This is a genomic window from Parajatrophihabitans canadensis, assembly GCF_053764775.1.
The window spans coordinates 2,638,183-2,661,159 of sequence record NZ_CM132445.1; the positions used below are offsets into that span (position 1 = coordinate 2,638,183).

The 22,977-nt window shown below is 61.7% G+C and carries 20 protein-coding genes; 7 read left to right on the plus strand and 13 right to left on the minus strand.

The window, feature by feature from the left end; translation table 11 throughout:
- Window positions 1-267 precede the first annotated feature (267 nt).
- Window positions 268-3,072, plus strand: coding sequence for an aconitate hydratase AcnA (acnA, locus tag ACSMXN_RS12860; RefSeq protein WP_022911858.1), 2,805 nt, complete (start codon window positions 268-270; stop codon window positions 3,070-3,072).
- Window positions 3,073-3,144: 72 nt separating this feature from the next.
- Here the strand turns inward: acnA and ACSMXN_RS12865 are convergent, their stop codons facing one another.
- The gene (locus tag ACSMXN_RS12865) at window positions 3,145-3,735 is read right to left on the minus strand and encodes an isochorismatase family protein (protein ID WP_022911859.1); all 591 of its coding nucleotides are present in this window, start codon (window positions 3,733-3,735) and stop codon (window positions 3,145-3,147) included.
- 383 nt (window positions 3,736-4,118) lie between these two features.
- Between ACSMXN_RS12865 and ACSMXN_RS12870 the strand changes: the two genes are divergently transcribed.
- The 4 genes from ACSMXN_RS12870 to ACSMXN_RS12885 all read left to right on the plus strand — a co-directional run bounded on the left by ACSMXN_RS12870 (window position 4,119) and on the right by ACSMXN_RS12885 (window position 8,881).
- Window positions 4,119-5,234 (plus strand): substrate-binding domain-containing protein, encoded by a 1,116-nt coding sequence (locus ACSMXN_RS12870; protein ID WP_022911860.1) that lies wholly within the window; start codon window positions 4,119-4,121, stop codon window positions 5,232-5,234.
- A 144-nt stretch (window positions 5,235-5,378) separates the two neighbouring features.
- Window positions 5,379-6,158, plus strand: coding sequence for an ATP-binding cassette domain-containing protein (locus tag ACSMXN_RS12875; protein WP_022911861.1), 780 nt, complete (start codon window positions 5,379-5,381; stop codon window positions 6,156-6,158).
- Between the two features lie 16 nt (window positions 6,159-6,174).
- Window positions 6,175-7,647 carry an ABC transporter permease subunit gene (locus ACSMXN_RS12880; protein WP_022911862.1) on the plus strand — a complete coding sequence of 491 codons (1,473 nt, stop codon included), beginning with the start codon at window positions 6,175-6,177 and terminating at the stop codon, window positions 7,645-7,647.
- 7 nt (window positions 7,648-7,654) lie between these two features.
- Complete coding sequence (locus tag ACSMXN_RS12885) at window positions 7,655-8,881, plus strand: ROK family transcriptional regulator (protein ID WP_022911863.1); 1,227 nt, start codon at window positions 7,655-7,657, stop codon at window positions 8,879-8,881.
- On the opposite strand, the gene ACSMXN_RS12890 is transcribed toward ACSMXN_RS12885, so the two are convergent.
- From ACSMXN_RS12890 to ACSMXN_RS12905, 4 genes are all read right to left on the minus strand, one after another.
- On the minus strand, window positions 8,806-10,731 hold the full coding sequence (locus ACSMXN_RS12890; protein ID WP_022911864.1) for an ABC transporter ATP-binding protein: 1,926 nt from the start codon (window positions 10,729-10,731) through the stop codon (window positions 8,806-8,808). The genes ACSMXN_RS12885 and ACSMXN_RS12890 overlap by 76 nt on opposite strands.
- Before the next feature lie 96 nt (window positions 10,732-10,827).
- Window positions 10,828-11,625, minus strand: coding sequence for an enoyl-CoA hydratase/isomerase family protein (locus ACSMXN_RS12895; protein WP_027139065.1), 798 nt, complete (start codon window positions 11,623-11,625; stop codon window positions 10,828-10,830).
- 57 nt (window positions 11,626-11,682) lie between these two features.
- Window positions 11,683-11,892: a helix-turn-helix domain-containing protein gene (locus ACSMXN_RS12900; RefSeq protein ID WP_027139066.1), complete on the minus strand. Its 210-nt coding sequence runs from the start codon at window positions 11,890-11,892 to the stop codon at window positions 11,683-11,685.
- Between the two features lie 67 nt (window positions 11,893-11,959).
- Window positions 11,960-13,564 (minus strand): ABC-F family ATP-binding cassette domain-containing protein, encoded by a 1,605-nt coding sequence (locus ACSMXN_RS12905; protein WP_022911867.1) that lies wholly within the window; start codon window positions 13,562-13,564, stop codon window positions 11,960-11,962.
- A gap of 165 nt (window positions 13,565-13,729) precedes the next feature.
- On the opposite strand from ACSMXN_RS12905, the gene ypfJ reads away from it, so the two are divergent.
- Window positions 13,730-14,683, plus strand: a complete 954-nt coding sequence (ypfJ, locus tag ACSMXN_RS12910; protein ID WP_022911868.1) for a KPN_02809 family neutral zinc metallopeptidase — start codon at window positions 13,730-13,732, stop codon at window positions 14,681-14,683.
- Window positions 14,684-14,778: 95 nt separating this feature from the next.
- Window positions 14,779-16,086, plus strand: coding sequence for an MDR family MFS transporter (locus ACSMXN_RS12915; protein WP_022911869.1), 1,308 nt, complete (start codon window positions 14,779-14,781; stop codon window positions 16,084-16,086).
- A 76-nt stretch (window positions 16,087-16,162) separates the two neighbouring features.
- Here ACSMXN_RS12915 and ACSMXN_RS12920 read toward each other — a convergent pair whose 3' ends face one another.
- The 8 genes from ACSMXN_RS12920 to ACSMXN_RS12955 all read right to left on the minus strand — a co-directional run bounded on the left by ACSMXN_RS12920 (window position 16,163) and on the right by ACSMXN_RS12955 (window position 22,865).
- Window positions 16,163-16,510, minus strand: a complete 348-nt coding sequence (locus ACSMXN_RS12920; RefSeq protein WP_022911870.1) for a metal-sulfur cluster assembly factor — start codon at window positions 16,508-16,510, stop codon at window positions 16,163-16,165.
- Window positions 16,507-16,983 carry a Fe-S cluster assembly sulfur transfer protein SufU gene (sufU, locus tag ACSMXN_RS12925; protein ID WP_027139067.1) on the minus strand — a complete coding sequence of 159 codons (477 nt, stop codon included), beginning with the start codon at window positions 16,981-16,983 and terminating at the stop codon, window positions 16,507-16,509. The genes ACSMXN_RS12920 and sufU overlap by 4 nt, the downstream gene beginning before the upstream one ends.
- A gap of 2 nt (window positions 16,984-16,985) precedes the next feature.
- Window positions 16,986-18,236, minus strand: coding sequence for a cysteine desulfurase (locus ACSMXN_RS12930; RefSeq protein ID WP_022911872.1), 1,251 nt, complete (start codon window positions 18,234-18,236; stop codon window positions 16,986-16,988).
- A gap of 50 nt (window positions 18,237-18,286) precedes the next feature.
- A complete protein-coding gene (sufC, locus tag ACSMXN_RS12935; protein ID WP_022911873.1) occupies window positions 18,287-19,072 on the minus strand; it encodes a Fe-S cluster assembly ATPase SufC in 786 nt (261 codons plus the stop codon).
- A 60-nt stretch (window positions 19,073-19,132) separates the two neighbouring features.
- Window positions 19,133-19,453, minus strand: coding sequence for a non-heme iron oxygenase ferredoxin subunit (locus ACSMXN_RS12940; RefSeq protein ID WP_022911874.1), 321 nt, complete (start codon window positions 19,451-19,453; stop codon window positions 19,133-19,135).
- Window positions 19,450-20,580, minus strand: a complete 1,131-nt coding sequence (gene sufD, locus ACSMXN_RS12945) for a Fe-S cluster assembly protein SufD (protein WP_081648973.1) — start codon at window positions 20,578-20,580, stop codon at window positions 19,450-19,452. Before sufD ends, ACSMXN_RS12940 begins: the two co-directional genes overlap by 4 nt.
- Before the next feature lie 117 nt (window positions 20,581-20,697).
- On the minus strand, window positions 20,698-22,128 hold the full coding sequence (sufB, locus tag ACSMXN_RS12950) for a Fe-S cluster assembly protein SufB (protein ID WP_022911876.1): 1,431 nt from the start codon (window positions 22,126-22,128) through the stop codon (window positions 20,698-20,700).
- The gene (locus tag ACSMXN_RS12955; RefSeq protein ID WP_035942992.1) at window positions 22,128-22,865 is read right to left on the minus strand and encodes a helix-turn-helix domain-containing protein; all 738 of its coding nucleotides are present in this window, start codon (window positions 22,863-22,865) and stop codon (window positions 22,128-22,130) included. The genes sufB and ACSMXN_RS12955 overlap by 1 nt, the downstream gene beginning before the upstream one ends.
- Between the last annotated feature and the right edge of the window lie 112 nt (window positions 22,866-22,977).

Sequence of the window (22,977 nt, forward strand, 5' to 3'; positions counted from 1 at the left end):
GGCGTCCAATCGGTCGGGAATCGCCCGGTGTGAGGGCAGGCCTATGGCTGGGAACAAATTCTCAGGAGTTCTATAAGCCCAGCTCGGACACCCACGGTGAAGCAAAAACTCCGATACGGAAAGATGGACTTGTAACAGCGGTCTGGCGTCGTCCACCCATCCCAGCCCCCGCTGCCAGATCAATGCGAAAGCTTGAGTTGGCCAGGGCAACGGGAGAGTCCGTCCAGCGATGCTTGACCGCATCAGGGCTTGACTTAGGAGACGACCGTGCCAGCAGGCAATCCGAACAGCTTCGATTCCAAGGATCAACTCCAGGTCGGAGACACCACTTACACCTACTTTCGTTTGGACAAGGTCGCCGGCGCCGACACGCTGCCCTTCAGCCTCAAGGTGTTGCTGGAGAACCTGCTCAGAACCGAGGACGGTGCCAATGTCACCGCGGAGCAGATCCAAGCTGTAGCCGATTGGAATCCCAACGCCGCACCGGACACTGAAATTCAGTTCACGCCGGCACGTGTCGTAATGCAGGACTTCACTGGGGTGCCCGCTGTCGTCGATCTGGCCACCATGCGCGAGGCCGTGGCCGACCTCGGGGGTGACCCCGCCAAGATAAATCCGCTCGCTCCCGCAGAACTGGTAATCGATCACTCGGTGATCGCAGATTTGTTCGGTGGCCCCGAGGCTTTTGCAGGCAACGTCGAACTCGAGTACCAGCGCAACTTCGAGCGCTACCAATTCCTGCGCTGGGGCCAGACGGCGTTCGACGAGTTCAAGGTCGTGCCGCCGGGTACCGGAATCGTCCACCAGGTCAACATCGAACATCTCTCACGTGTCGTATTCGGACGCATCGTCAATGGCACCGCCGGCGAAGAGCTGCAGGCTTATCCGGACACTGTCGTCGGCACTGACTCTCACACGACGATGATCAATGGACTCGGAATCGTCGGCTGGGGCGTTGGCGGCATCGAGGCAGAGGCAGCGATGCTGGGACAGCCGGTATCCATGCTCATCCCCCGTGTCGTTGGCTTCAAGCTGGTCGGAGCGCTGCCCGAGGGGGCAACGGCGACCGATTTGGTACTCACAATCACCGAAATGCTCAGAAAACACGGAGTCGTCGGCAAGTTCGTCGAGTTCTACGGCACAGGCGTCGCCGCGGTGCCCCTGGCCAACCGCGCAACGATCGGGAACATGAGCCCGGAGTACGGATCTACCATCGCAGTCTTCCCGATCGACGACGAGACGGTCCGTTACCTGCGCCTGACCGGTCGTTCCGAAGAACAGATCGCCCTAGTCGAGACCTACGCCAAGGCGCAGGGCCTGTGGCACGACGCCTCCCGCGAGGCGAAGTACTCCGAATATCTCGAACTGGATCTCGCCACCGTCGTGCCCTCGATCGCCGGTCCGAAGCGTCCTCAGGACCGTGTCGCTCTCAGTGACTCCAAGTCTGCATTCCGCAATGCGCTCGCGGCCTATGTTGAGGCTCCGGAGTCCGGTTACGACGAGACCGTGGCCGAGTCCTTTCCCGCAAGCGATGCGCCGACCCACGACAGCAACGGGGCAGAAGCCGCTCCCGGTGAGCTGATCTCATGCGCCCCGACGGACGGCGGACGGCCGAGCGCTCCCACTCGCGTCAAGCTTTCCAATGGAGCTGAGTTCATCCTCGACCACGGCGCGGTGACGATCGCGGCTATCACTTCGTGTACGAACACCTCGAATCCTTCGGTCATGATCGGCGCCGCCCTCGTTGCCAAGAAGGCGGTCGAAAAGGGTCTCACCAGCAAGCCTTGGGTGAAGACGACCCTTGCTCCGGGATCCAAGGTCGTCAGCGACTACTACGAGCGTGCCGGGCTTACGCCATATCTCGACAAACTGGGCTTCAACCTCGTGGGCTACGGCTGCACGACCTGCATCGGCAATTCGGGACCGCTGATACCCGAGGTGAGCGCGGCGATCAACGAAGCGGACCTTGCCGTTGCGGCAGTGCTGTCTGGCAACCGCAACTTTGAGGGCCGGATCAACCCTGACATCAAGATGAACTACCTCGCGTCGCCGCCCTTGGTCGTGGCCTACGCAATCGCCGGGTCGATGGACGTGGACCTGTTAAACGATTCCCTGGGTGATGATGAGAGCGGCAATCCCGTTTATCTTCGCGACATCTGGCCGAGCACGGCAGAGATCGAGGAGGTCGTCGGTTCCGCGATCGCCCGAGAGATGTTCGAGACGGATTACGCTGACGTGTTTGCCGGCGACGAACGCTGGCAGTCGCTTCCTACCCCGCAAGGGCGAACCTTCACCTGGGATCCGGACTCGACGTATGTTCGTAAGGCTCCGTACTTCGACGGGATGCTCCCCGATCCTTCGCCGGTGACAGACATCGCCGATGCGCGAGTACTCGTCATGGTCGGTGACTCGGTGACGACCGACCATATCTCCCCAGCCGGATCGATCAAGGCGGACTCACCGGCGGGAAAGTACTTGGCTGAGCACGGCATTGCCAGAAGCGATTTCAATTCGTACGGATCGCGACGAGGCAATCACGAGGTCATGATCCGCGGCACCTTCGCCAACATCCGACTCCGCAACGAGCTCGCGCCGGGTACCGAGGGCGGTTTCACCCGGGACTTCACACAGAGCGATGCGCCAGTGAGCACGATCTACGACGCCTCCGTGAACTACATCGATCGAGGCACGCCGCTGGTCATTCTTGCGGGCAAGGAATACGGGACTGGCTCGTCGCGTGACTGGGCGGCGAAGGGAACCGCACTGCTGGGCGTCAAGGCAGTTATCGCAGAATCCTACGAGCGAATCCACCGATCCAACCTGATCGGTATGGGAGTGCTCCCGCTGCAGTATCTCGAGGGCGACACCGCCCAATCTTTGGGACTGACTGGCGAGGAATCGTTTTCGATCAGTGGCGTCACCGCGTTGAACGAAGGCGGCGTTCCATCTGAGGTAACGGTTCACGCCGGAGACAAGACCTTCAGTGCGGCCTTACGCATCGATACCCCTGGCGAAGCCGACTACTACCGCCACGGCGGCATCATGCAGTACGTCTTGAGGTCTCTGCTCTAGCACAAAGCTGGAACGCAGCTTCGCCAGTGACTGCGCGAAGCTGCGTTCTGGTGCCGGGCGACCGCATTCTGCTCACTCCCAAAGCGTCTCGAGATCGCCGACGCTCATGACGTGGGTGCGCCCGGGAAAGAGCCTTTCCGTGAGGAAGCGGTGGATGTCCGCGTCACGGTCAGCACAGGCGTCGTGCAGGACAACGATCTGGTAGTCGCGATCCATGGCTTCGCGAACCGTGGTCAGGACGACCCCGCTGGTGCTCAGTCCGGCCAGGACGAGGGTCGTGATTGCCCGTCCTCGCAGATGCTCGTCCAGATTGGTAGTCGAGAAGGCGCCGACGCGCGTCTTGCGGACGATTCGGTCGTCGGGTTTGGGTTTCAGTTGGCTATGGATCTGGGTGGCGGAGGCGTCCGTGTGGAGCTCGGGTCGTCGGTCACCGGAGGTCAAAGCAGCAAACATGCTGGTCGCCGGGATGGCCTCGAAGTCGGCGTCGGTGAACGCGACACGTACCCAGATGATGTGACCGCCCCGCCCGCGAACGTTGTCGACAGCGGTCCTAACTCCGTCGAGTAGTCGGTCGGTGTCGTGTAGCTGCGCAATAATCCCGTTCTGGTAATCCATGACGAGCAGCGCCGTGCGCTGGGGGTCGAGCGTGAGACGTCCTGCCACGTGTGTTGTCCTTTCGGTGGGCGCACAAGTCGTCATTACCAGGTACCCGACATCTTCTGATAATCGTCGCCTGCTAGTCGTCGCCTGATAGTCGACTTCTTAGTCGACTTCATTCAGGGCGTTCACGCTGGGTTATTAGTCGACTACCTCACGCGACCAATCGTCACACTGGCGTTTAACGACGACCCCGAGATCTCGTGCCGGACTTCGCCGCTTACGACCGTTCTCGCCAATCCCGTCAGGACAAAGACCCACAACTGATTGGTAACAAGTCTGTGACGAAGGGTTTTCGTAGAGGTCAACAGCGGATATGTTTTCGTCGACAACAATCAAACTGTGCCCGGCGGTCGGGTGCAGAAAGTCAGTGGGAAGGCGGGAAGCCCATGCGCATTCGTGCGCTCGGTGTGGTCGCGGCAGGAGTAGCCCTCGCGGTGTCTCTCGCGGCCTGCAGCAGCTCCAAGAGTGACAACAGTTCTGGCGGCAGTTCGTCGAGTGCATCCGGCGGCGGCTCGGTAAAGGGCAAGGTGGGCGTGATCCTGCCGGACACCCAGTCGTCAGCGCGCTGGGAAGACTTCGACAAGCCGTTGCTTACAGCGTCCTTCGCTGCGGCCGGAGTCCAGGCAGACATCCAGAATGCGCTCGGCGACAAGAGCAAGATGATCTCGATCGCGCAATCGATGATCACCTCGGGCGTCTCCGTCCTGGCCATCGTGAACCTCGACAGCGCGACTGGCGCTCAGATCGAGGCGACTGCCAAGCAGGCCGGCGTCAAGACCATCGACTACGACCGACTGACGCTGGGCGGCAACGCTGACTACTACGTGTCGTTCGACAACGTCGCAGTCGGCAAGCTCCAGGGCCAAGGCCTTGTTAATTGCGTGACGGCGCTGAACAAGCCCAACCCGCAGATCATCGAGCTCAATGGCTCGCCTACGGACAACAACGCAACGCTGTTCAAGCAGGGCTATGACTCCGTCCTGGCACCGAAGTACGCGACCGGCGGCTGGAAGAAGGTCGGCGACCAGAGCGTGCCCAACTGGGACAACGCGCAGGCCGGCGTGATCTTCGAGCAGCTACTCACCAAGAACGGCGGCAAGGTCGACGGCGTCCTCGCAGCGAACGACGGTCTCGGCAACGCGGCGATCACGGTGCTGAAGAAGAACGGTCTGAAGGTTCCGGTCACCGGGCAGGACGCCACCGTCGGTGGGCTCCAGAACATCCTCTCGGGCGACCAGTGCATGACGGTCTACAAGCCGATCAAGCTCGAGGCACAGGGCCTGACTGATCTCGCTGTTGCCCTGCTCAAGGGCCAGCCCGGCAAGACGAACGCCACGGTTGTTGACAGCACCACCAAGCGCGAAGTTCCCTCGTTGCTGCTCACCCCGGTCTCGATCACCAAGGCCAACGTGAAGGTGCCTGTTGATGACGGCTTCGTGAAGGCCACTGACCTGTGCACTCCGACCTACGCGGCGGCTTGCAAGGCAGCTGGAATCTCGTAATACCGACACTGGTTGTGGCGGGGTGGGCCTTCTGGCTACCCCGCCACAACCAGGTCACGATGTATTAGGCCAGCATGTGAAGGTCAGCTCGCCCAGCTAAGACTCTTGGGCGGACGGTTCAGTACTGATCGAACGGAGTGGGCAATGGCGGAACCAATCCTCGAGCTTCGCGGCGTCAACAAAAGCTTCGGACCTGTGCACGTGCTGCACGACGTTGACCTGCACATCTTTCCGGGTGAGGTCACAGCCCTCGTGGGCGACAACGGAGCGGGAAAGTCCACGCTCGTGAAATGCCTCGCCGGCATCTACAGCATCGACTCGGGCCAGGTCTTCTTCGATGGCCAGCCGGTCAATATTCACAGCCCTGGTGAAGCTGCGGCACTGGGAATTGAGATCGTTTATCAGGATCTCGCCTTGTGCGACAACCTCGACATCGTCCAGAACATGTTCCTCGGTAGGGAGCTTCTAACTCGGTGGCGTTCGCTCGATGAGGGCACGATGGAGCGCAAGGCGCGTGAGACGTTGGCGGGCCTCTCTGTCCGAACCGTCAAGTCCGTTAGACAGTTAGTAGCCAGCCTTTCCGGCGGCCAACGACAAACCGTCGCTATTGCAAAGGCTGTGCTCTGGAACTCTCGTGTCGTGTTCCTAGACGAACCAACCGCCGCGCTCGGTGTTGCTCAGACACGGCAGGTGCTCGATCTGGTGCGACGGCTGGCAGATGCCGGCCTCGGCGTCGGGCTTATCTCGCACAACATGAACGACGTCATGGAGGTTTCCGATCACGTCGCGGCCCTGTACTTAGGTCGAATGGCAGCCGAGATTCCAGTTGCTGAGACGAGCGTGAGCAAGGTCGTAGAGCTCATCACTACCGGTCGATCCGGCGACATCGGGTTGTCCCAGGCCGCCGCGAACGCGAGCATGTGAGAGGACGAGGACACCGATGACTACTCCGACCGAGCCGAACTCCACTCCGCCCGCGCCCGATGCGCCAGAATCCGCTGCGGGCACCGCAACGGTCACGCCGGGTACGACTGCTACCACCGACTTCGCCAACGACGTCGGCCCCCGCAACATCAGCGAGGCGTTCAGGCTTTACACGCAACGGGTCCGCGGCGGCGACATCGGCGCGCTGCCCGCCGTCGCCGGCGTCTTGATCCTGGCGGTGATCTTCTACACGGCCAACCCTGTCTTTCTCTCCAAGGGAAACTTCGCGAACTTCCTCACCCAGGCGGCGCCCATCGCCATCTTGGCCATGGGCAGCATCTTCGTCCTGCTGATGGGCGAAATCGACCTGTCGATCGGAACAGCCAGCGGCGTGTGCGCTGCGACCATGGCGTTGGGCGTCACCAAGAACGGTGACCTCAACAAGGCTCTCGGCACGCCGACGTATCTCGGCCTGTTGGCACTGCTATTGGTGGCCATCGCCATCGCGTCCTGGTACCGACTGTGGCTCGCGGCTGGCATCGTGCTGTTGGGCGGGATCTTCATAGTCACCCACCTGAGCAAACACGCCCCGGTGGCGATTTTTGTCTCCGTTGCCACCGGCGTGGCGATCGGCTGCCTCATCGGCTACCTGGTCGCGCACGTGGGAATTCCGTCCTTTATCGTGACGCTGGCCCTGTTCCTGGCATGGCAGGGCGTGCTGCTGCAATTCATCGGCCAGGGCTCGGCGATCTCGACGCAAAATGTGCCTCTGATCAACAAGATTGAGAACGGGAACATGTCTCCCGCCGTCGGCTGGCTGCTATGGGCCATCGCGATTGCGATCTATGCCGCGTACACCATCGGTCGTTCGATCAGCCGCCGCCGGGCTAAGTTGACCGGGGAGCCGCTCGACCTGGTCATCCTGAGAGCCGCGGCCATCGGGATCGGCACCGGCATCGCAGTCTGGGTGCTCAACCAGAATCGGGGACGTACGGTCTTCGCGAAACTCGAGGGCGTGCCTTACGTCGTTCCGATCATCGCCGTATTGCTCATCGTCGGCACTATCCTGCTCGCGAAAACTCGTTATGGACGTTACATCTACGCCGTTGGAGGCAACACCGAGGCAGGGCGACGAGCAGGCATCAATACTCGCAAGATTCGCCTCAGCGTTTTCATCATCGCCTCGGGCATGGCTGGAATTGCTGGCGTTGTCGGCGCTTCGCGACAGGGTGGCGTGCCATCGGACTTCGGTGCTCACACTGATCAGCTTTATGCAGTCGGCGCCGCGGTGATCGGTGGTACCTCGCTGTTCGGCGGTCGCGGCAAGGTCCGCGACGGTGTCATCGGCGCGTTGGTTATCGCGATGATCCCGAACGGTCTCGGCTTGAAGAACCTCGGCTCGTCCTATGAGTACATGATCACGGGTCTGGTTCTGCTTCTCGCCGCTAGCGTTGACGCGATCTCGCGCAGGCGAACTGCAACGAGCTGACCGAGCGGTGGCGCGAACTTCGGCGGTCCGGCCGGAGGAGATCCGGAGACACAACCTGGGTCTCCTCCTCGGTGAGATTCATCGTCATGGCGAGCTGACCAGGGCGGAACTGACCAGTGTTCTCGGGCTGAACCGCAGCACAATCGGGGGGCTGGTCACGGACTTGGTGAACCTGGGAATGGTCACCGAGTACGTGCCAGCCGGCCGCGATCGCGCTGGCCGGCCTTCCTACGTTGTGGCGCCACGATCTGACGGACCGTACGTCTTGGCCGTCGAGGTCGACGTCGAGAGAATCGTCTCTGCCGCCGTCGGCCTCGGTGGCACCGTGCACGCGCGGCGGGAGACTCCGATTGACGGGCCAGGCCGCGCACCGGAGGCGGTCGCTCGTCAGATCGTTCGTGACGCCACTTGGCTCGCGGGCCGGCTCCCAACGAGCGCCCGGCTGATTGGCGTCGGGGTGAGTGTCCCCGGCACCGTCAGCCGACAGGACGGATTTATCGAGCACGCCCCGAACCTCGACTGGCGTGGGGTGCCGTTGGCGAGCTTGCTGAGTGATCGTCTTGGCGGTCAGCTTGAGATACGGGTTGGGAATGACGCGGACCTGGGTGCTCTTGCCGAACACCTGCGCGGTGCGGCAGTCGGCCTGGACAACGTCGTCTTCATCAACGGCAGCGTCGGCGTCGGCGGCGGAATCATCGCTGACGGCAGCCAGTTACGCGGAGTCGGCGGTTACGCCGGCGAAATCGGACACATCATGCTCAATCCCGACGGGCCGCCGTGCCATTGCGGCAGCACCGGCTGCATCGAGACGTATATAGGCGAGCATGCGCTGCTTCGGGCCGCCGGTATCGATCGACACGGCCCGGCCGAGGTAGCAGGCGTCTTCGCGAGCGCCCACGCCGGTGATCCGCGCGCGGTCGAAGCAGTACGCACGGTCGCCGTCTGGCTTGGCCGAACACTCGCGACTCTGGTAAACGTCTTTAATCCGCAGGCGATTATCGTCGGCGGCTCACTGGCAGAGGTCTTGCGACTAGAGCGCCAAACCATTGAGACCGAGATCGATCACCGAGCCATGTCGGCGTCGCGATGCATCGTCCAGGTTCTGCCGCCAGGCTTGGGCCCAGAGTCTTCCCTGATCGGCGCCTCGGAGCTCGCTTTTCAGACGCTGTTGGCTGCACCCGATTCGCCGGTAATAGTGGTCGACACGGTGACTGCGTCACCGGTGGCGAATTGAGTTCGATACAACTCGGCGTACAGGCCGCCGGCTGCGAGCAACTCGTCGTGAGTTCCGCGCTCGGCGATCGTTCCGCCGTCAACGACCAGGACAAGGTCAGCAGCTCGTATGGTCGATAGTCGATGCGCGATGATCAGTGAAGTTCTCCCCTTGAGAGCGGTGGAAAGTGCGGCCTGCACGGCTCGTTCGCTTTCGCTGTCCAGGTGCGCCGTAGCCTCGTCGAGGATGACGATCTTCGGCGCCTTCAACAACAAACGGGCAATCGCAATTCGCTGCTTTTCCCCGCCTGACAAACGGTAACCTCGATCGCCGACGACGGTGTCGAGACCATCCGGCAACGCCGCGACAGTGTCGGCGATGTGTGCACCACGAAGTGCCTGCCAAAGATCCTCGTCGGTGGCTTGCGGGCTGGCGTATCGCAGATTTTGCGCGATCGAGTCGTGGAACAGATGGGCGTCCTGACTGACGACGCCGATCGCGTGCCGCAGGGACTCTTGAGTAACACGCCGAACGTCTTGATCACCGATCAGGACGGCTCCAGAGCGGACATCGTAGATCCGAGGTACCAACTGGCTTATTGTGGTTTTGCCCGCGCCGGAGGAGCCTACGAGCGCCACCATCTGACCCGGCGCCGCGGTGAACGTAACGCCGCGGAGGACATCCTGCGATCGCGAATTGTCCAGCACCGCTACGTCTTCCAGTGAGGCCAACGAGACCTCCTGGGCGTTCGGGTAGGAGAACCAGACGTCGGAGAAGGTCACCGTCGCCGCAGCTGGATTCAGCGGCTCGGCGTCCGGTGCGTCTGCGATTCCGGGTTCCAAGTCCAGGACCTCGAACACCCGGTCAAAACTGACCAGTGCGCTCATAACGTCAACACGGACATTCGAAAGGGCAAGGAGCGGCCCATACAAACGCGACAGCAAGAGTGCCAGCGTCACCACCGTACCGGCCGAGAGCTGGCCGGTGAGTGCGTAGTAGCCACCAAGACCGTAGACCAACGCCTGAGCCAGGCTCGCCACGAGCGCGAGCGCGACGAACAATGCCCTGGCATATAGCGCGGAGCGAACGCCGATGTCGCGTACCCGCGCAGCGCGAGCAGAGAACGAATTGGCTTCCACGCTCAGCGAACCAAAGAGTTTCACCAACAGGGCGCCGGCAACGTTGAACCGTTCTGTCATGGTCGCGTTCATCGAGGCGTTCAGGTTGTACGACTCTCGCGTTATCGTCTGAAGTTCACGGCCTACCCTCTTTGCCGGCAGGACGAAGATGGGCAACATGATCAGTGCGAGGGCGGTGATCTGCCAGGAAAGCGTGAACATCACGGCCGCAGTGAAGACGAGGCTGACCGAGTTGCTTACCACGCCCGACAAGGTCGAGGTGAATGCTTGTTGCGCCCCGAGGACATCACTGTTGAGCCGGCTTACCAGCGCACCGGTTTGGGTGCGAGTGAAGAAAGCGAGCGGCATCCGCTGGATATGAGCAAACACGCTCGATCGCAGATCGTAGATGAGTCCCTCACCGATCCGAGCGGAATACCACCTTTGGGCGTATGAGAAAACAGCATCGACGACCGCCAACACCGCGATGATGATGGCGATCCACACGACTGTCCGGACCTGCCCGTGGCTGGTGATCTCGTTGACGACCCGGCCGGCAAGGACTGGCGTTACCACGCCGATCAACGCATCTAGGACGATGATCACGGTGAAGAAGATCAGTTCGCGTCGATACGGTTTTGCGAATTGAAGGACCCGCCGAGCGATACCCTCCCGCAACTTGCCCTTGGAGACTCGGTCACGCCGCATCGAGCGCATTACTGAGTAGTTACCACCCATGCCACCGCCGGGCATCATCGTTGCATCACGATGGTAAGTATCGCCGCACGACGGCGGGTATCGCCGCCCGGCAAACCACGCGTCCAAAACGAGGGTGCGCGAACGCCGGAATCAAGCTTCGTCGTCGAGGCCCGCCAGTTCGCGGAGCTGTCGATATTGGGCGGACCGCTCGGCACTCTGCTGCTCGGCTTGAGTCCTTTGCGCCGCACTCAGCAACAACGCCTTGGTTTCTATGACCGATGTGCGGGGTAATGCCAATATCTGCTGGGCGAACTGATCACCGGCTTCAGCCAGACGTCCGGCTGGCACAACCGCGCTGACCAGACCGAGCTGGTCGGCTTCTGCCGCCGATACCCGCCGACCCGTCAAGCAAATGCTCGCCGCCCGGGAATAGCCGACGAGCTCGACCAGTCGCTTGGTGCCCCCAAGATCTGGCACCAGGCCCAAGCTGACCTCGGCCATCGAGAACTGCGCGTCCTCAGCAGCGATCCGAATATCGCAGCTGAGTGCCAGCTGGAAACCAGCCCCGATCGCGAAACCCTGCACTAGGGCAATGCTGACCAGGCTGGGTCGAGCACCCAGGCCGAACGCCTCCTGGAAGGAGGCGATGGCCTCCGAGGCGACCTCAGGGTTGGCGTGCGCGATGTCAGCAAGGCTGGAGACCTCACCGGCCCCCGGATCCGAGACTGCCGACGGCGAGCCGCCTGCGGCGGTCAGCATCGCCCGGTCGAGGCCCGCCGAGAACGACGGTCCCTCGCCCCGGATGAAGAGAATCCGAATCGAGCCCGGAAGCGCGTTGACGGCGCGGACCAACCACCGCCATGTTTCCGGCGTCTGCGCGTTGCGGCGCTCAGGTCGGTTGAGGCTGACGGTTGCGATTGTAGGGTTCGTATCGTCGCCGCCGGACAGCGTGACAACAAACCCCGCCTCGACCGGAATGGCGGGGATGCCTTCGACGTCCAAGGGCTATTTCTTCTTTCCGCGCGTAGCGCCGCCGCGTCCGCGCAGGGCTACCTCATTTTCGCTCAGCAGTCGATGGATAAAGCCGTACGACCTGCCGTGGCTGTCCGCCAGTTCGCGGATACTGCGCCCCTTCTCGTACTGCTTCCTGACCTCGGAGGCCAACTTGCTGCGATCGGGCCCGGTAATTCTGGCGCCCTTTTTGAGATCGGACACGTTCACTCCCCTGCTCGAGCTCCACGGTGTCACCCTTGCTAGCAGCCCTGGAAGCGCAGCGCAATGGTTACGCGAGAGCAATCAGATCCGCAAGGTCAGCGCTCCAGCTGTCTTCGATGCCATCGGGGAGCAAAATCACCTTATCCGGGTCCAGCGCCTCGACGGCTCCTTCGTCGTGGGTGACTAGCACGATTGCCCCGCTGTACCGACGCAGCGCGTCCAACACCTGCTCTCTGCTTGCCGGATCCAGGTTGTTGGTCGGCTCATCCAGGAGCAGGACGTTGGCGGCACTCGTCACCAACATCGCCAAAGCCAACCGGGTCTTCTCACCACCTGACAACACGCCAGCCGGCTTGTCGACATCGTCGCCGGAGAAGAGGAAGGCACCTAGGATGCCGCGAAGTTGGACGTCCGCGGGCTCCGGCGCCGCACTGCGCATGTTCTCGAGCACGGTCCGCTCGGTTTCGAGGGTTTCGTGCTCCTGGGCGAAGTAACCCAGACGCAAACCGTGCCCGGGCAGCACCTCCCCCGTATCAGCAGGCTCGGCACCAGCAAGGAGCCGAAGCAGAGTTGTCTTGCCGGCACCATTCAGACCCAGAATGACCACCCGGGTGCCCCGGTCGACTGCAAGGCTGACGTCGGTGAAGACCTCGAGCGAGCCATAGGACTTCGACAACCCGTCCGCGGTCAGCGGCGTCTTCCCACACGGGGCGGGGTCCGGGAAGCGCAACTTGGCGACCTTGTCGTTGACGCGGATCTCGGAGAGACCGGCGTTCAAGGCGTCAGCACGGCGAAGCATCTGCTGGGCGGCCTTGGCCTTGGTAGCCTTGGCGCGCATTTTATCAGCCTGGCCACGCAGCGAATCGATCTTGCGCTCGGCGTTGGCCCGTTCGCGATGACGCCGACGCTCGTCAGCCTCCCGTTGTTTCAGATAGGTCTTCCACCCGACGTTGTAGGCGTCCAGCTCGGAACGGTTCGCGTCCAGGTACCAAACCTTGTTCACCACTGCGTCGAGCAGCTCCACATCGTGACTGATCACGATCAGGCCACCTCGGTGCCCCTTCAAAAAATCGCGCAACCAGGTGATCGAGTCCGCGTCGAGGTGGTTCGTCGGCTCATCGAGCAACATCGTGGTCGGTTCTCCGGCCGAATCGGCGAACAGAATCCGAGCGAGCTCGATTCGGCGGCGCTGACCGCCTGACAGAGTGCCGAGTGGCTGCCCGAGAACCCGGTCCGGAAGGCCCAGGTGGGCGCAAATTCGGGCGGCCTCGGCCTCAGAGGCGTACCCACCTAACGATGAGAATCTCTCCTCTAGCTGTCCGTACCGCCGGACCAGGCTCTCGTCTTCGCTGTTCTCGGCCAACGCGTGACCGATCGCCGTCAGCTGATGCAACAGTTCGTCAAGGCCGCGAGCAGACAACACCCGATCTCCGGCGGTTTGTGCCAGGTCGCCGGTACGCGGGTCTTGCGGGAGGTAGCCGATGGGCCCGGTTGCAGCGATCGAGCCTGCATGCGGTGTGGTCTCGCCGGCAAGCACCTTCAGGCTCGTTGTCTTCCCGGCGCCGTTACGCCCGACAAGACCGATTCGGTCGCCTGGCTGTACGCGCAAAGTAGTTGGATTCAGCAAAATGCGCGCACCAGCGCGCAGTTCGAGGTCAGTTGCGGTAATCATGAAGGCACTTTCCAAAACTAGCAAAGAGTGACGGATGAGCAGATGGATGTGTTCGGGTCCGTCTCAATGCGGAACGGTGCTCACGAATATCCAGATTACCGTACGGTGTGGGCGGTGAGGCGCGAGAACGCGATGGCTCCAGCCGCTCATGGATAGGACGGGCGAATGCAATACAACGACGACGCGCAGCTCGACACCTCAGTCGTTGAGGATGGACGCGCTTCGGGCGGAGGGCTGAGCCTCGGCCGCGGCGGGCTTGCTCTGGGTGGCGGTGGCCTCGGAATCGTCGGCATCATCGTGGTCGTGCTGATCAGCGTCCTCGGTGGCAGCGGCAACGGCGGCGGAACAGGGCTACCGGGGGGCTTGGGCGATCTCAGCGGCGTCGGAGCCGGTTCCAACGTCAACTCTGTCGACAACGGGCAGCTGTCTGCGACGTGCCGGACGGGCAAGGACGCGAATGCGAGCACCGATTGCGCTTTGGTGGCCGATATCGAGTCCGTGGAGGGCTACTGGACGGCAACGCTGCCGTCGCTGGGTACCCGATACGCGCACAGTCCGACTTACTTCTTCCGGGGACAGGTGAACACCGGATGTGGGGCTGCCGACTCCGGAGTCGGACCTTTCTATTGTCCGGCAGATAAGAAGGTCTACATCGACCTCTCGTTCTTCGACCAGCTGAAAACCCAATTCGGAGCGACGGGTGGTGCCTTCGTCAACGCATACGTACTGGCTCACGAATATGGGCACCATGTGCAAGATCTGCTCGGGACGGAAAGCAAGATCAATCACTCCGCGACTGGAGCGAAGTCGGATTCCGTGCGGCTCGAGCTTCAGGCCGACTGTTATGCGGGGGTGTGGGCCAACCATGCGACCACGGTCGCTTCGGCCAACGGCCAGCCTTTCATCAAGGACTTGACGAAAGCCGACATTGCCGCCGCGCTAGATACCGCCGGTCGGATCGGCGACGACTGGATCCAGTCGCACCTCGGCGGTGGCAGCGTTGATCAAAATGCCTTCACCCACGGCTCGTCCGCACAACGACAGAAGTGGTTCGGTACCGGGTACTCGAGCGGCGAGCCCGCCAGGTGCGACACCTTCGATACCAACAATCTCGGCTGAGCAGCCCCGTAGCGGACCCGTAGCAGCCTCCGGCTGAATATCTCACCAGCACAAAATCAGGTGAGCCTGTCAGCACGTTGTGTTTGTCTTATCTCGTGGCCGCGAACGCTGGAACCGGAAGAGCCGCCACCGAGCTAGGCGGGCAGAACTCAGCTGCCAGGTCAAAGCGGAAACGCCGGTACGGGCGCGTTCCTGCTCAGCTCGACGGATTGCCCAAGGCTTTTTGGTGGCTTTGGTTCGGCACCCTGGTCAACCGCGCCGGCACGTTCATCGAACCGTTCTTCGTCCTGTACCTCACCGGGCCCCGAGGGGTCTCGGTTACGACGGCCGGCTTGGTCCTCACCGTCTGGGGGCTTGGATCTCTGATCTCGCAGCCTGTGGGAGGCGTTCTCACCGATCGCTACGGGCGACGAGCAACGCTGGCAACCAGTCTGACCGCGACGGCGCTCGTGCTGTTTGTATTGAGCCTGGCCAGAAACCTCTGGCTGATCGCGGGTCTGGTCTTCGTTCTCGGGCTCGTGGCCGACATGTATCGACCAGCGTCCACGGCGGCGGTCGCAGACCTCGTGACCGGACGCGATCGGACTCGCGCCTACGCACTTCAGTTCTGGGCGATCAACCTTGGATTCTCCGTTGCCTCGGTTGCAGCGGGCGTACTACTCCACTTCGGGTTCGGACTGTTATTCATACTCGATGCGGCAACGACGCTGGCTTTCGGCATGTTGGCCTTGCGATTCGTCCCCGAGACCCGCCCGGAATCGGAGGAGCGCCCGGCGCGGCTCGCAGACCCGCTCCGATTGCTGCGTACCGATCGACTGCTTCTCATTGCCACTTCGCTCGTGCTCGTCTATGCGATCTTGTATTCGCAGGTGAACGTCGTGCTACCGCTAGCCATCGTGCACGCGGGTCTGAGCGCCTCGACGTACGGCTACTTGATTGCCATCAATGGCATCTTGATCGTTTTCGTGCAACCGCTGAGCCTAGGGCTACTGAGCCGGTGGTCCAGGCGCATCACGCTTCCGGTCGGCATGGCCCTCGTGGGCGTAGGAGTTGCGGCCACTGGTCTATGCCACGCGGCATGGCAATTCGCTCTCACAGTGGTCGTCTGGACGATAGGCGAGATCGGCACTGCGGGTTCGTTTCAGGCTCTCATCGCATCCCTGGCTCCCGAACATATGCGGGGTCGATATGCCGGCGCTCTGGGACTTGCCTGGGGTGCATCCGGCCTCGTGGCGCCGTTGCTGGGCACAGGCGGTTATGCACTGTCACCTGGCCTGCTTTGGATGATCTGCCTGGTGGCGGGGTTGACTGCTGCCGCGGGTCAGTACTGGCTGGTCGATGCAATTGATCGGCGCGAGCCGGCCCGAGATGGGCGACAGTCACCGACCAGCCAAAGCGGATAGCTATCGATCAGTGCCGACCGATCAGTACCGACCAATCACATGGCGACCGTAATACGTCGACGCTTCGTGGTGCCGATCAGACGTTGAAACCGAGAGCCCGCAGTTGTTCGCGACCCTCATCGGTGATCTTTTCGGGGCCCCACGGCGGCATCCACACCCAGTTGATCTTAATTCCGCTCGCAAGCGGCTTGGGACCGCCGGTGAGAGCAGTGTTCGCCTGTTCCTCGATTACGTCAGTGAGCGGGCACGCGGCCGAAGTAAGGGTCATATCAACGGTCACACTTGCGTCAGCGCCGATGTCGAGTCCATAGATCAGCCCCAGGTCCACGACATTGATGCCTAATTCGGGATCAACGACGTCTCGTAGTGCCTCTTCGACATCATCTTGAGACGGCACCGGCATCGTGGCGGTGGATTCGGTCATGATTTCTCCTCATTCTCGATGACGGCGGCATTCTCACTGGCGGCGGCGACCGCCGATTTCATGGCCATCCAGCCCAGCAGCGCGCATTTCACCCGCGCGGGGTATTTCGAAACGCCCTCGAACGCGATGGCGTCATCAAGGGCCTCGATCTCGGATTCGCTCAGACTGTGGTGTCCCTGGGACTGCATCAACTCCAGAAAAGTCTCCTGAAGCTGCAACGCCTCCGGTACCGACGAACCGACCACAAGGTCGCTCATCACCGAGGTCGAGGCTTGGCTTATCGAGCAACCCTCGCCGACCCAACCGAGTTCGGCGATCTCACCCTCATTCACGCGCACGCGAAGGGTGACCTCATCACCGCAGGTGGGATTCACGTGGTGAACCTCGGCGTCGAAAGTCGACAACTCGCCACGGTGGTTGGGGTGCTTGTAGTGGTCGAGAATGATCTGCTGATACATCGAATCCATACTCACACTCACGAGAACATCTCCTGCACTTTGATTACTCCCGCGACGAGGGCGTCGACTTCTGCAGTAGTCGTGTAAATGCCGAATGAGGCGCGAGTGGTAGCGGGAATCCCGTAGCGGACACACACAGGCCGAGCACAGTGATGACCGGCTCTAACCGCGATACCTTGCTCATCAAGGAGCTGGCTCACGTCGTGCGGGTGGATTCCCTTGACCGTGAAGGAGATGGTTGCCCCGCGGTCGATCGGGGTGCTCGGTCCGATGATTCGTAGATCGGGGACTCGCTCTAGTTCGCCGAGCGCATAGGCTGTCAGCTCGTCCTCGTGGGCTTGAACCTTGTCCATACCGATCGCGCTCAGGTAGTCGATCGCCGTTCCGAGTCCGATCGCTTCTGCGATCATTGGCGTTCCGGCCTCGAAGCGGTGCGGCGGGGCGGCAAACGTCGTGCCGGTCATGTCGACGGTTTCGATCATCTCGCCGCCGCCAAGGAATGGCGGCAACTCAGCGAGCAGCTCGTACCGCCCCCACAGCACGCCTACGCCGGTCGGCCCGTAGAGCTTGTGACCGGTGAATGCCACGAAATCCGCACCGAGCGCCTGCACGTCGAGCGGACGGTGCGGTGCCGACTGTGAGGCGTCGACAACGGTCAAGGCACCGACTGCCCTCGCTCGCGCGACGAGTCGTGCCACGTCGTTGACCGTGCCCAGAGCATTGGATTGATGGACGAAAGCGAGCACCTTGGTATGTTCATCGACGCGCTCATCGATCGCGGAATCGACCAATCTGCCGTCTTCATCGATCGGAATGAAACGGAACTCCGCTCCCGTCCGCTGTGCGAGCAACTGCCACGGGACGATGTTGGAATGGTGTTCCATCTCGGTCACCACGATGTTATCGCCGGGACCTACTCGAAAACGCTCTGCGCCAATCGTGGTGTTCGCGTTCGACAGCGCATACGCGACCAGGTTCAGCGCCTCCGAGGAGTTCTTGGTAAAGACGATCTCGTCGCGGTTGGGCGCGTTGACGAAGGCCGCTACCTTGTCTCGGGCGGCCTCGAACATAAGGGTCGCTTCTGATCCCAGAGTGTGTACGGCGCGAGCAACGTTTGCATTGTGATTCGCGTAGTAATCAGAGAGCGAATCCAGTACGACCTGCGGCTTTTGAGCGGTGTTCGCCGAATCGAGATACACCAGCGGAACACCGTGCACTTGTCGGGCAAGGATTGGGAAGTCCTTGCGGATGACCTCTACGTCGAACACCTTGAGACCGCTTTCACTTGGAAATTGTGTTACGAGCTATGCAGCAGGGCTTAGCGGGCCACCGAGTCGACGACCGGCAGCACCTCGGTATGAGCTGGCTCATTGATGCCGTACCGGGCGTAGCCGTTGGCCTCGAGCTCGTCGGCTAATTCGGCGCCGCCCGACTCGACGATGCGCCCGTCGAAGAAGACGTGAACGAAGTCTGGCTTGATGTAACGCAGGATCCGTGTGTAGTGAGTGATCAACAACGTGCCGATACCTGTCTCACGAACCCGATTCACGCCTTCGGATACGACCCTGAGCGCGTCGACGTCCAAGCCGGAATCTGTCTCGTCGAGGATGGCAATTTTGGGCTGCAGCAAGGCCATCTGCAATATTTCGTGACGCTTCTTCTCGCCGCCCGAAAATCCTTCATTGACGTTGCGTTCGGCGAAGGATTTGTCCATCTCGAGGACGGACATTGCGGCGTTGACCTCCTTGACCCAGGTACGCAGCTTCGGCGCTTCGCCACGGGCCGCGGTGGCTGCTGTCCGAAGAAAGTTGGACACCGACACCCCAGGCACCTCGACTGGGTACTGCATCGCCAGGAATAGTCCCGCCCGGGCACGCTCATCGACAGCCATCGCCAGTACATTCTCGCCGTCGAGTAGCACCTCACCGGCGGTCACGGTGTACTTAGGATGACCTGCTATCGAGTACGCAAGCGTCGACTTGCCGGAACCGTTTGGCCCCATGATCGCGTGGGTCTCGCCGGAGGAGACACTGAGATCGACTCCCTTGAGGATCTCGGTGTCTTCCACGTTTACGTGTAGGCCACGGATTTCGAGCTTCGACATGTGCGTGTTCTCCCTTATTGCTATTGCTTATTCAAGTCATGCATGTTCGGCTGTTGGCCGTTAGGTATTCAGTGGTCTGTCGAGGTCGGCATACACGCTGCCGTCGACGACCGAAGTGGCAAAAACCGGAACCGGTCGATTCGCAGGCGGACCGGTGGGTTTGCCGGTACGAAGATCGAATCGCGATCCGTGCAGTTCGCACTCGATCGTGCAGCCCGAGACTTCACCGAGAGACAGCGCCACCTCTGCATGTGAACAGACGTCCTCGATCGCGAATATCTCGTCGTTCACTTTCACGACGGCCACATCGATCTCATCGAGCTCGACTCGTAGCGCCTCACTGTCAACAAGGTCTGCGACGTCGCAGAGTCGCACACTCATCGCGCACGATCCGCCGCGTCATCAGCCTCGTCCGAAGCGCGATTGAACGACTTACCCCCGAGTCGAGCATCGATGGTGTCCATCAAGCGATCGTGCAGGGCGGTGACCTTGATCCGGTCGACTACGTCGGCAAAGAAACCGCGCACCACCAGCCGTCGCGCTTCGTCTTCAGGAATACCTCGCGACTGCAAGTAGAACAGCTGCAGGTCGTCGAATCGACCCGTTGCGCTCGCGTGTCCGGCGCCGCTGATCTCGCCGGTCTCGATCTCGAGGTTGGGCACCGAGTCGGCCCGCGCCCCGTCGGTGAGGAGCAGGTTCCGGTTCAGCTCATAGGTGTTTGTGTCAACGGCCGCCGGCCGGATGCGAACGTCGCCAATCCAGACGGTGCGCGCCGTGTCGCCATCGAGCACGGACTTGTAGACCACGTTCGAGCTGCAATGCGGGACGGCGTGGTCAATGTAGAGCCGCGATTCCTGATGTTGTCCGTCGCCGGCAAATGACAGCCCGAACAGGGCGGCCTCCGCACCTGGACCGCCGAACGCGATCGTCGGCGTGATCCGCACAATCTTGCCGCCGAGCGTTACCGAGATGTGGGTGTAACTCGCATCGCGGTTGATCAGGGCGCCATGGGCTGCGAGATGAATGGCACCCGCGTCCCAGTCCTGAACGCTGATCAGGTTCAGGTTTGCGCCGTCGCCGACCACCGTTTCCACATTCGCCGCAACGGTGGTGCTGCCAACGTGATCCAGCACTACCGTGGCGACGCAGTATGCGCCAGCATCGATAATGATGTGTCCGGTATTGCGCCCCGGCGTGCCGGTCAAGGTCAGGACGATCGGCTCCGTGATCACCTCGTTGGCTGGGATGCTGAGCAGGAGCGCGCCTTCATGTGGAGTGACCGCCGCTGTCGCCAGCGCGCTGACCCGGTCAGCCGGACGCACTGCCGTACCGAAGAGCGGGTGGTCGGATCCGATCGAGCTGACTGTGACACCTTGAGGCAACTCGGTGTGCAGCTTCAGCGTGTTGTCAGACGCAAACGGCTGAAACAGAGGTCGGAGCGCACGCAACGGGGTGAAGCGCCATTCCTCCTCACGCCCGGTCGGCACGCCGAAATCATCCGGGTTCATCGAAGTGAACCGTTCGGCGGGTGAGCCGGTCTTCACCGGTGCTAGCGACTTGGCAGAACTGCCACCTGGCTGCTCGGATGGATGAAGCTGTGGGTCTGTGCTTGTAGCAGTCACGTGTTAGCCGACCGCGCCTTCCATCTGAAGTTCGATGAGCCGATTCAGCTCGAGGGCATATTCCATCGGTAGCTCACGGGCGATCGGCTCGACGAAACCACGGACGATCATCGCCATGGCCTCATCTTCTGACAAACCACGGCTCATCAGATAGAACAACTGATCGTCGCTGACCTTGGAGACCGTCGCCTCATGGCCCATCGACACGTCGTCCTCACGAACATCGACGTACGGGTACGTGTCTGAGCGGCTAATGGTGTCAACGAGCAGCGCGTCGCACTTAACAGTCGACTTGCTGTGATGTGCGCCAGGCTCAACCTGGACCAGGCCACGGTAGGACGTTCGTCCACCGCCTCGGGCAACGGACTTGGAGATGATCGTCGACGAGGTGTGCGGCGCTGCGTGCACCATCTTGGCGCCCGCATCTTGATGCTGGCCCTCGCCGGCAAAGGCGATCGAAAGCACCTCGCCCTTGGCGTGCTCACCGGTCATCCAAACGGCGGGATACTTCATGGTGACCTTGGAACCGATGTTGCCGTCAACCCACTCCATCGTGGCGCCCTCTTGGGCTACTGCCCGCTTCGTCACGAGGTTGTAGACGTTGTTGGACCAGTTCTGGATGGTCGTGTAACGGCACCGACCGCCCTTCTTCACCAGAATCTCGACCACTGCGGAATGCAGGGAGTCGGATGAGTAGATGGGTGCGGTGCAACCCTCGACGTAGTGCACGTAAGCGCCTTCGTCGATGACCATCAGGGTGCGCTCGAATTGGCCCATGTTCTCGGTATTGATACGGAAGTAGGCCTGAAGCGGAATCTCGACGTGCACGCCCTTGGGGACATAAATAAACGACCCACCGGACCACACGGCGGTGTTGAGCGCCGCGAACTTGTTGTCACCCGAGGGAATGATCGTTCCGAAGTACTCCTTGAACAGATCCTCGTGCTCGCGCAACGCGGTGTCGGTGTCCAGGAAGAGCACGCCTTGCTCCTCGAGATCCTCCCGGATCTTGTGATAGACGACCTCGGACTCGTACTGCGCGGCGACACCCGAGACCAGACGTTGCTTCTCGGCCTCGGGTATTCCGAGCTTGTCGTAGGTGTTCTTGATATCTGCTGGCAGGTCGTCCCAGGTCGCCGCTTGCTTCTCGGTTGACCGGACGAAGTACTTGATGTTGTCAAAGTTGATGCCCGACAGGTCCGAACCCCAATTGGGCATTGGCTTCTTGTAGAAGATCTCCAACGCCTTCAACCGGCGCTCCAGCATCCAAGCGGGCTCATTCTTCTTCGCTGAGATGTCGCGAACTACATCCTCGCTGAGTCCGCGCTTGGCAATCGACCCAGCCGCGTCGGTATCGGACCAGCCGAACTTATATGTGGAAAGCGCGTCGATCTGCTCATCCTGACTGAGCATTCTTTCAGGCGCTGTGGTCACTATTTTCCTCCCAGATTGGGCGAACCAGTTGGAACGTGGGTCGTGCAAACTCCGTCGCCGCGGGCAATCGTGGCAAGCCGTTGGACATATGTTCCGAGGACGCCGGCGAGCGCTCGGGTTTCGGCTTCACAAAGTTCGGGGAATTCAGCTGCTACATGTGCAACCGGGCAATGATGCTGGCAAATCTGCAGGCCCTGTCCGGCGGGTTCGAAATTTGCGGCGTAGCCCTCATCGGTGAGGGCCTCGGCGATGAGCGACACCTTGTCGGTGATGCCCGACGGCACCGTACCGGCAGCTGCGTCAGGGATGGCACCCGCCGCGCCGGTCGCATCGGACTCGTCGATGAGGTGTGCCGCCTCGATCTTCAGTTCCAGACGCTCGGCCAGGTTGGTCGCGCGATGATCGGCGAACGCACGCACTGCAGCCTCTCCCCCAGTGTCACGCAGGTAGCGCAGTGCAGTCGAGGCGAGGTCGTCGTAGGCGTGCGTGAAGCGAGCACGGCCAGCGTCGGTGAGTGCGTAGGCGCGCGCTGGACGGCCGCGGCCTCGGGGTCGCATCGATGTGCGGGGTTCAACTTCCAGAAGCACGCCGTCACAGACCAGCGCATCCAGGTGACGCCGAATGCCGGCGGGCGAGAGGTTGAGGCGGTCCGCGAGCGCTGCAGCCGTCATAGGGCCTGACTCCAGGATCGATCGGGCCACCGAGTCACGGGTGCGCACTTCGCCTGTACCGGTGATCGAACCGACACCGGCACCAGCGCTGCCACCGACGCGAGCTGGGCCGGACAGGCCGAAGCCACCGCCAACAGCGGTGGCGGGCTCGATCTGAGCGGCGTCAGCGAATTTCACA

Coding starts and splice junctions, on each gene's coding strand:
- ACSMXN_RS12870 (WP_022911860.1), top strand. CDS start 4,119: ATGCGCATTCGTGCGCTCGGTGTGGTCGCGGCAGGAGTAGCCCTCGCG.
- ACSMXN_RS12875 (WP_022911861.1), top strand. CDS start 5,379: ATGGCGGAACCAATCCTCGAGCTTCGCGGCGTCAACAAAAGCTTCGGA.
- ACSMXN_RS12880 (WP_022911862.1), top strand. CDS start 6,175: ATGACTACTCCGACCGAGCCGAACTCCACTCCGCCCGCGCCCGATGCG.
- ACSMXN_RS12890 (WP_022911864.1), bottom strand. CDS start 10,731: ATGCCCGGCGGTGGCATGGGTGGTAACTACTCAGTAATGCGCTCGATG.
- ACSMXN_RS12905 (WP_022911867.1), bottom strand. CDS start 13,564: ATGATTACCGCAACTGACCTCGAACTGCGCGCTGGTGCGCGCATTTTG.
- ypfJ (WP_022911868.1), top strand. CDS start 13,730: ATGCAATACAACGACGACGCGCAGCTCGACACCTCAGTCGTTGAGGAT.
- ACSMXN_RS12920 (WP_022911870.1), bottom strand. CDS start 16,510: ATGACCGAATCCACCGCCACGATGCCGGTGCCGTCTCAAGATGATGTC.
- sufC (WP_022911873.1), bottom strand. CDS start 19,072: ATGTCGAAGCTCGAAATCCGTGGCCTACACGTAAACGTGGAAGACACC.
- ACSMXN_RS12940 (WP_022911874.1), bottom strand. CDS start 19,453: ATGAGTGTGCGACTCTGCGACGTCGCAGACCTTGTTGACAGTGAGGCG.
- sufD (WP_081648973.1), bottom strand. CDS start 20,580: ATGAACCCGGATGATTTCGGCGTGCCGACCGGGCGTGAGGAGGAATGG.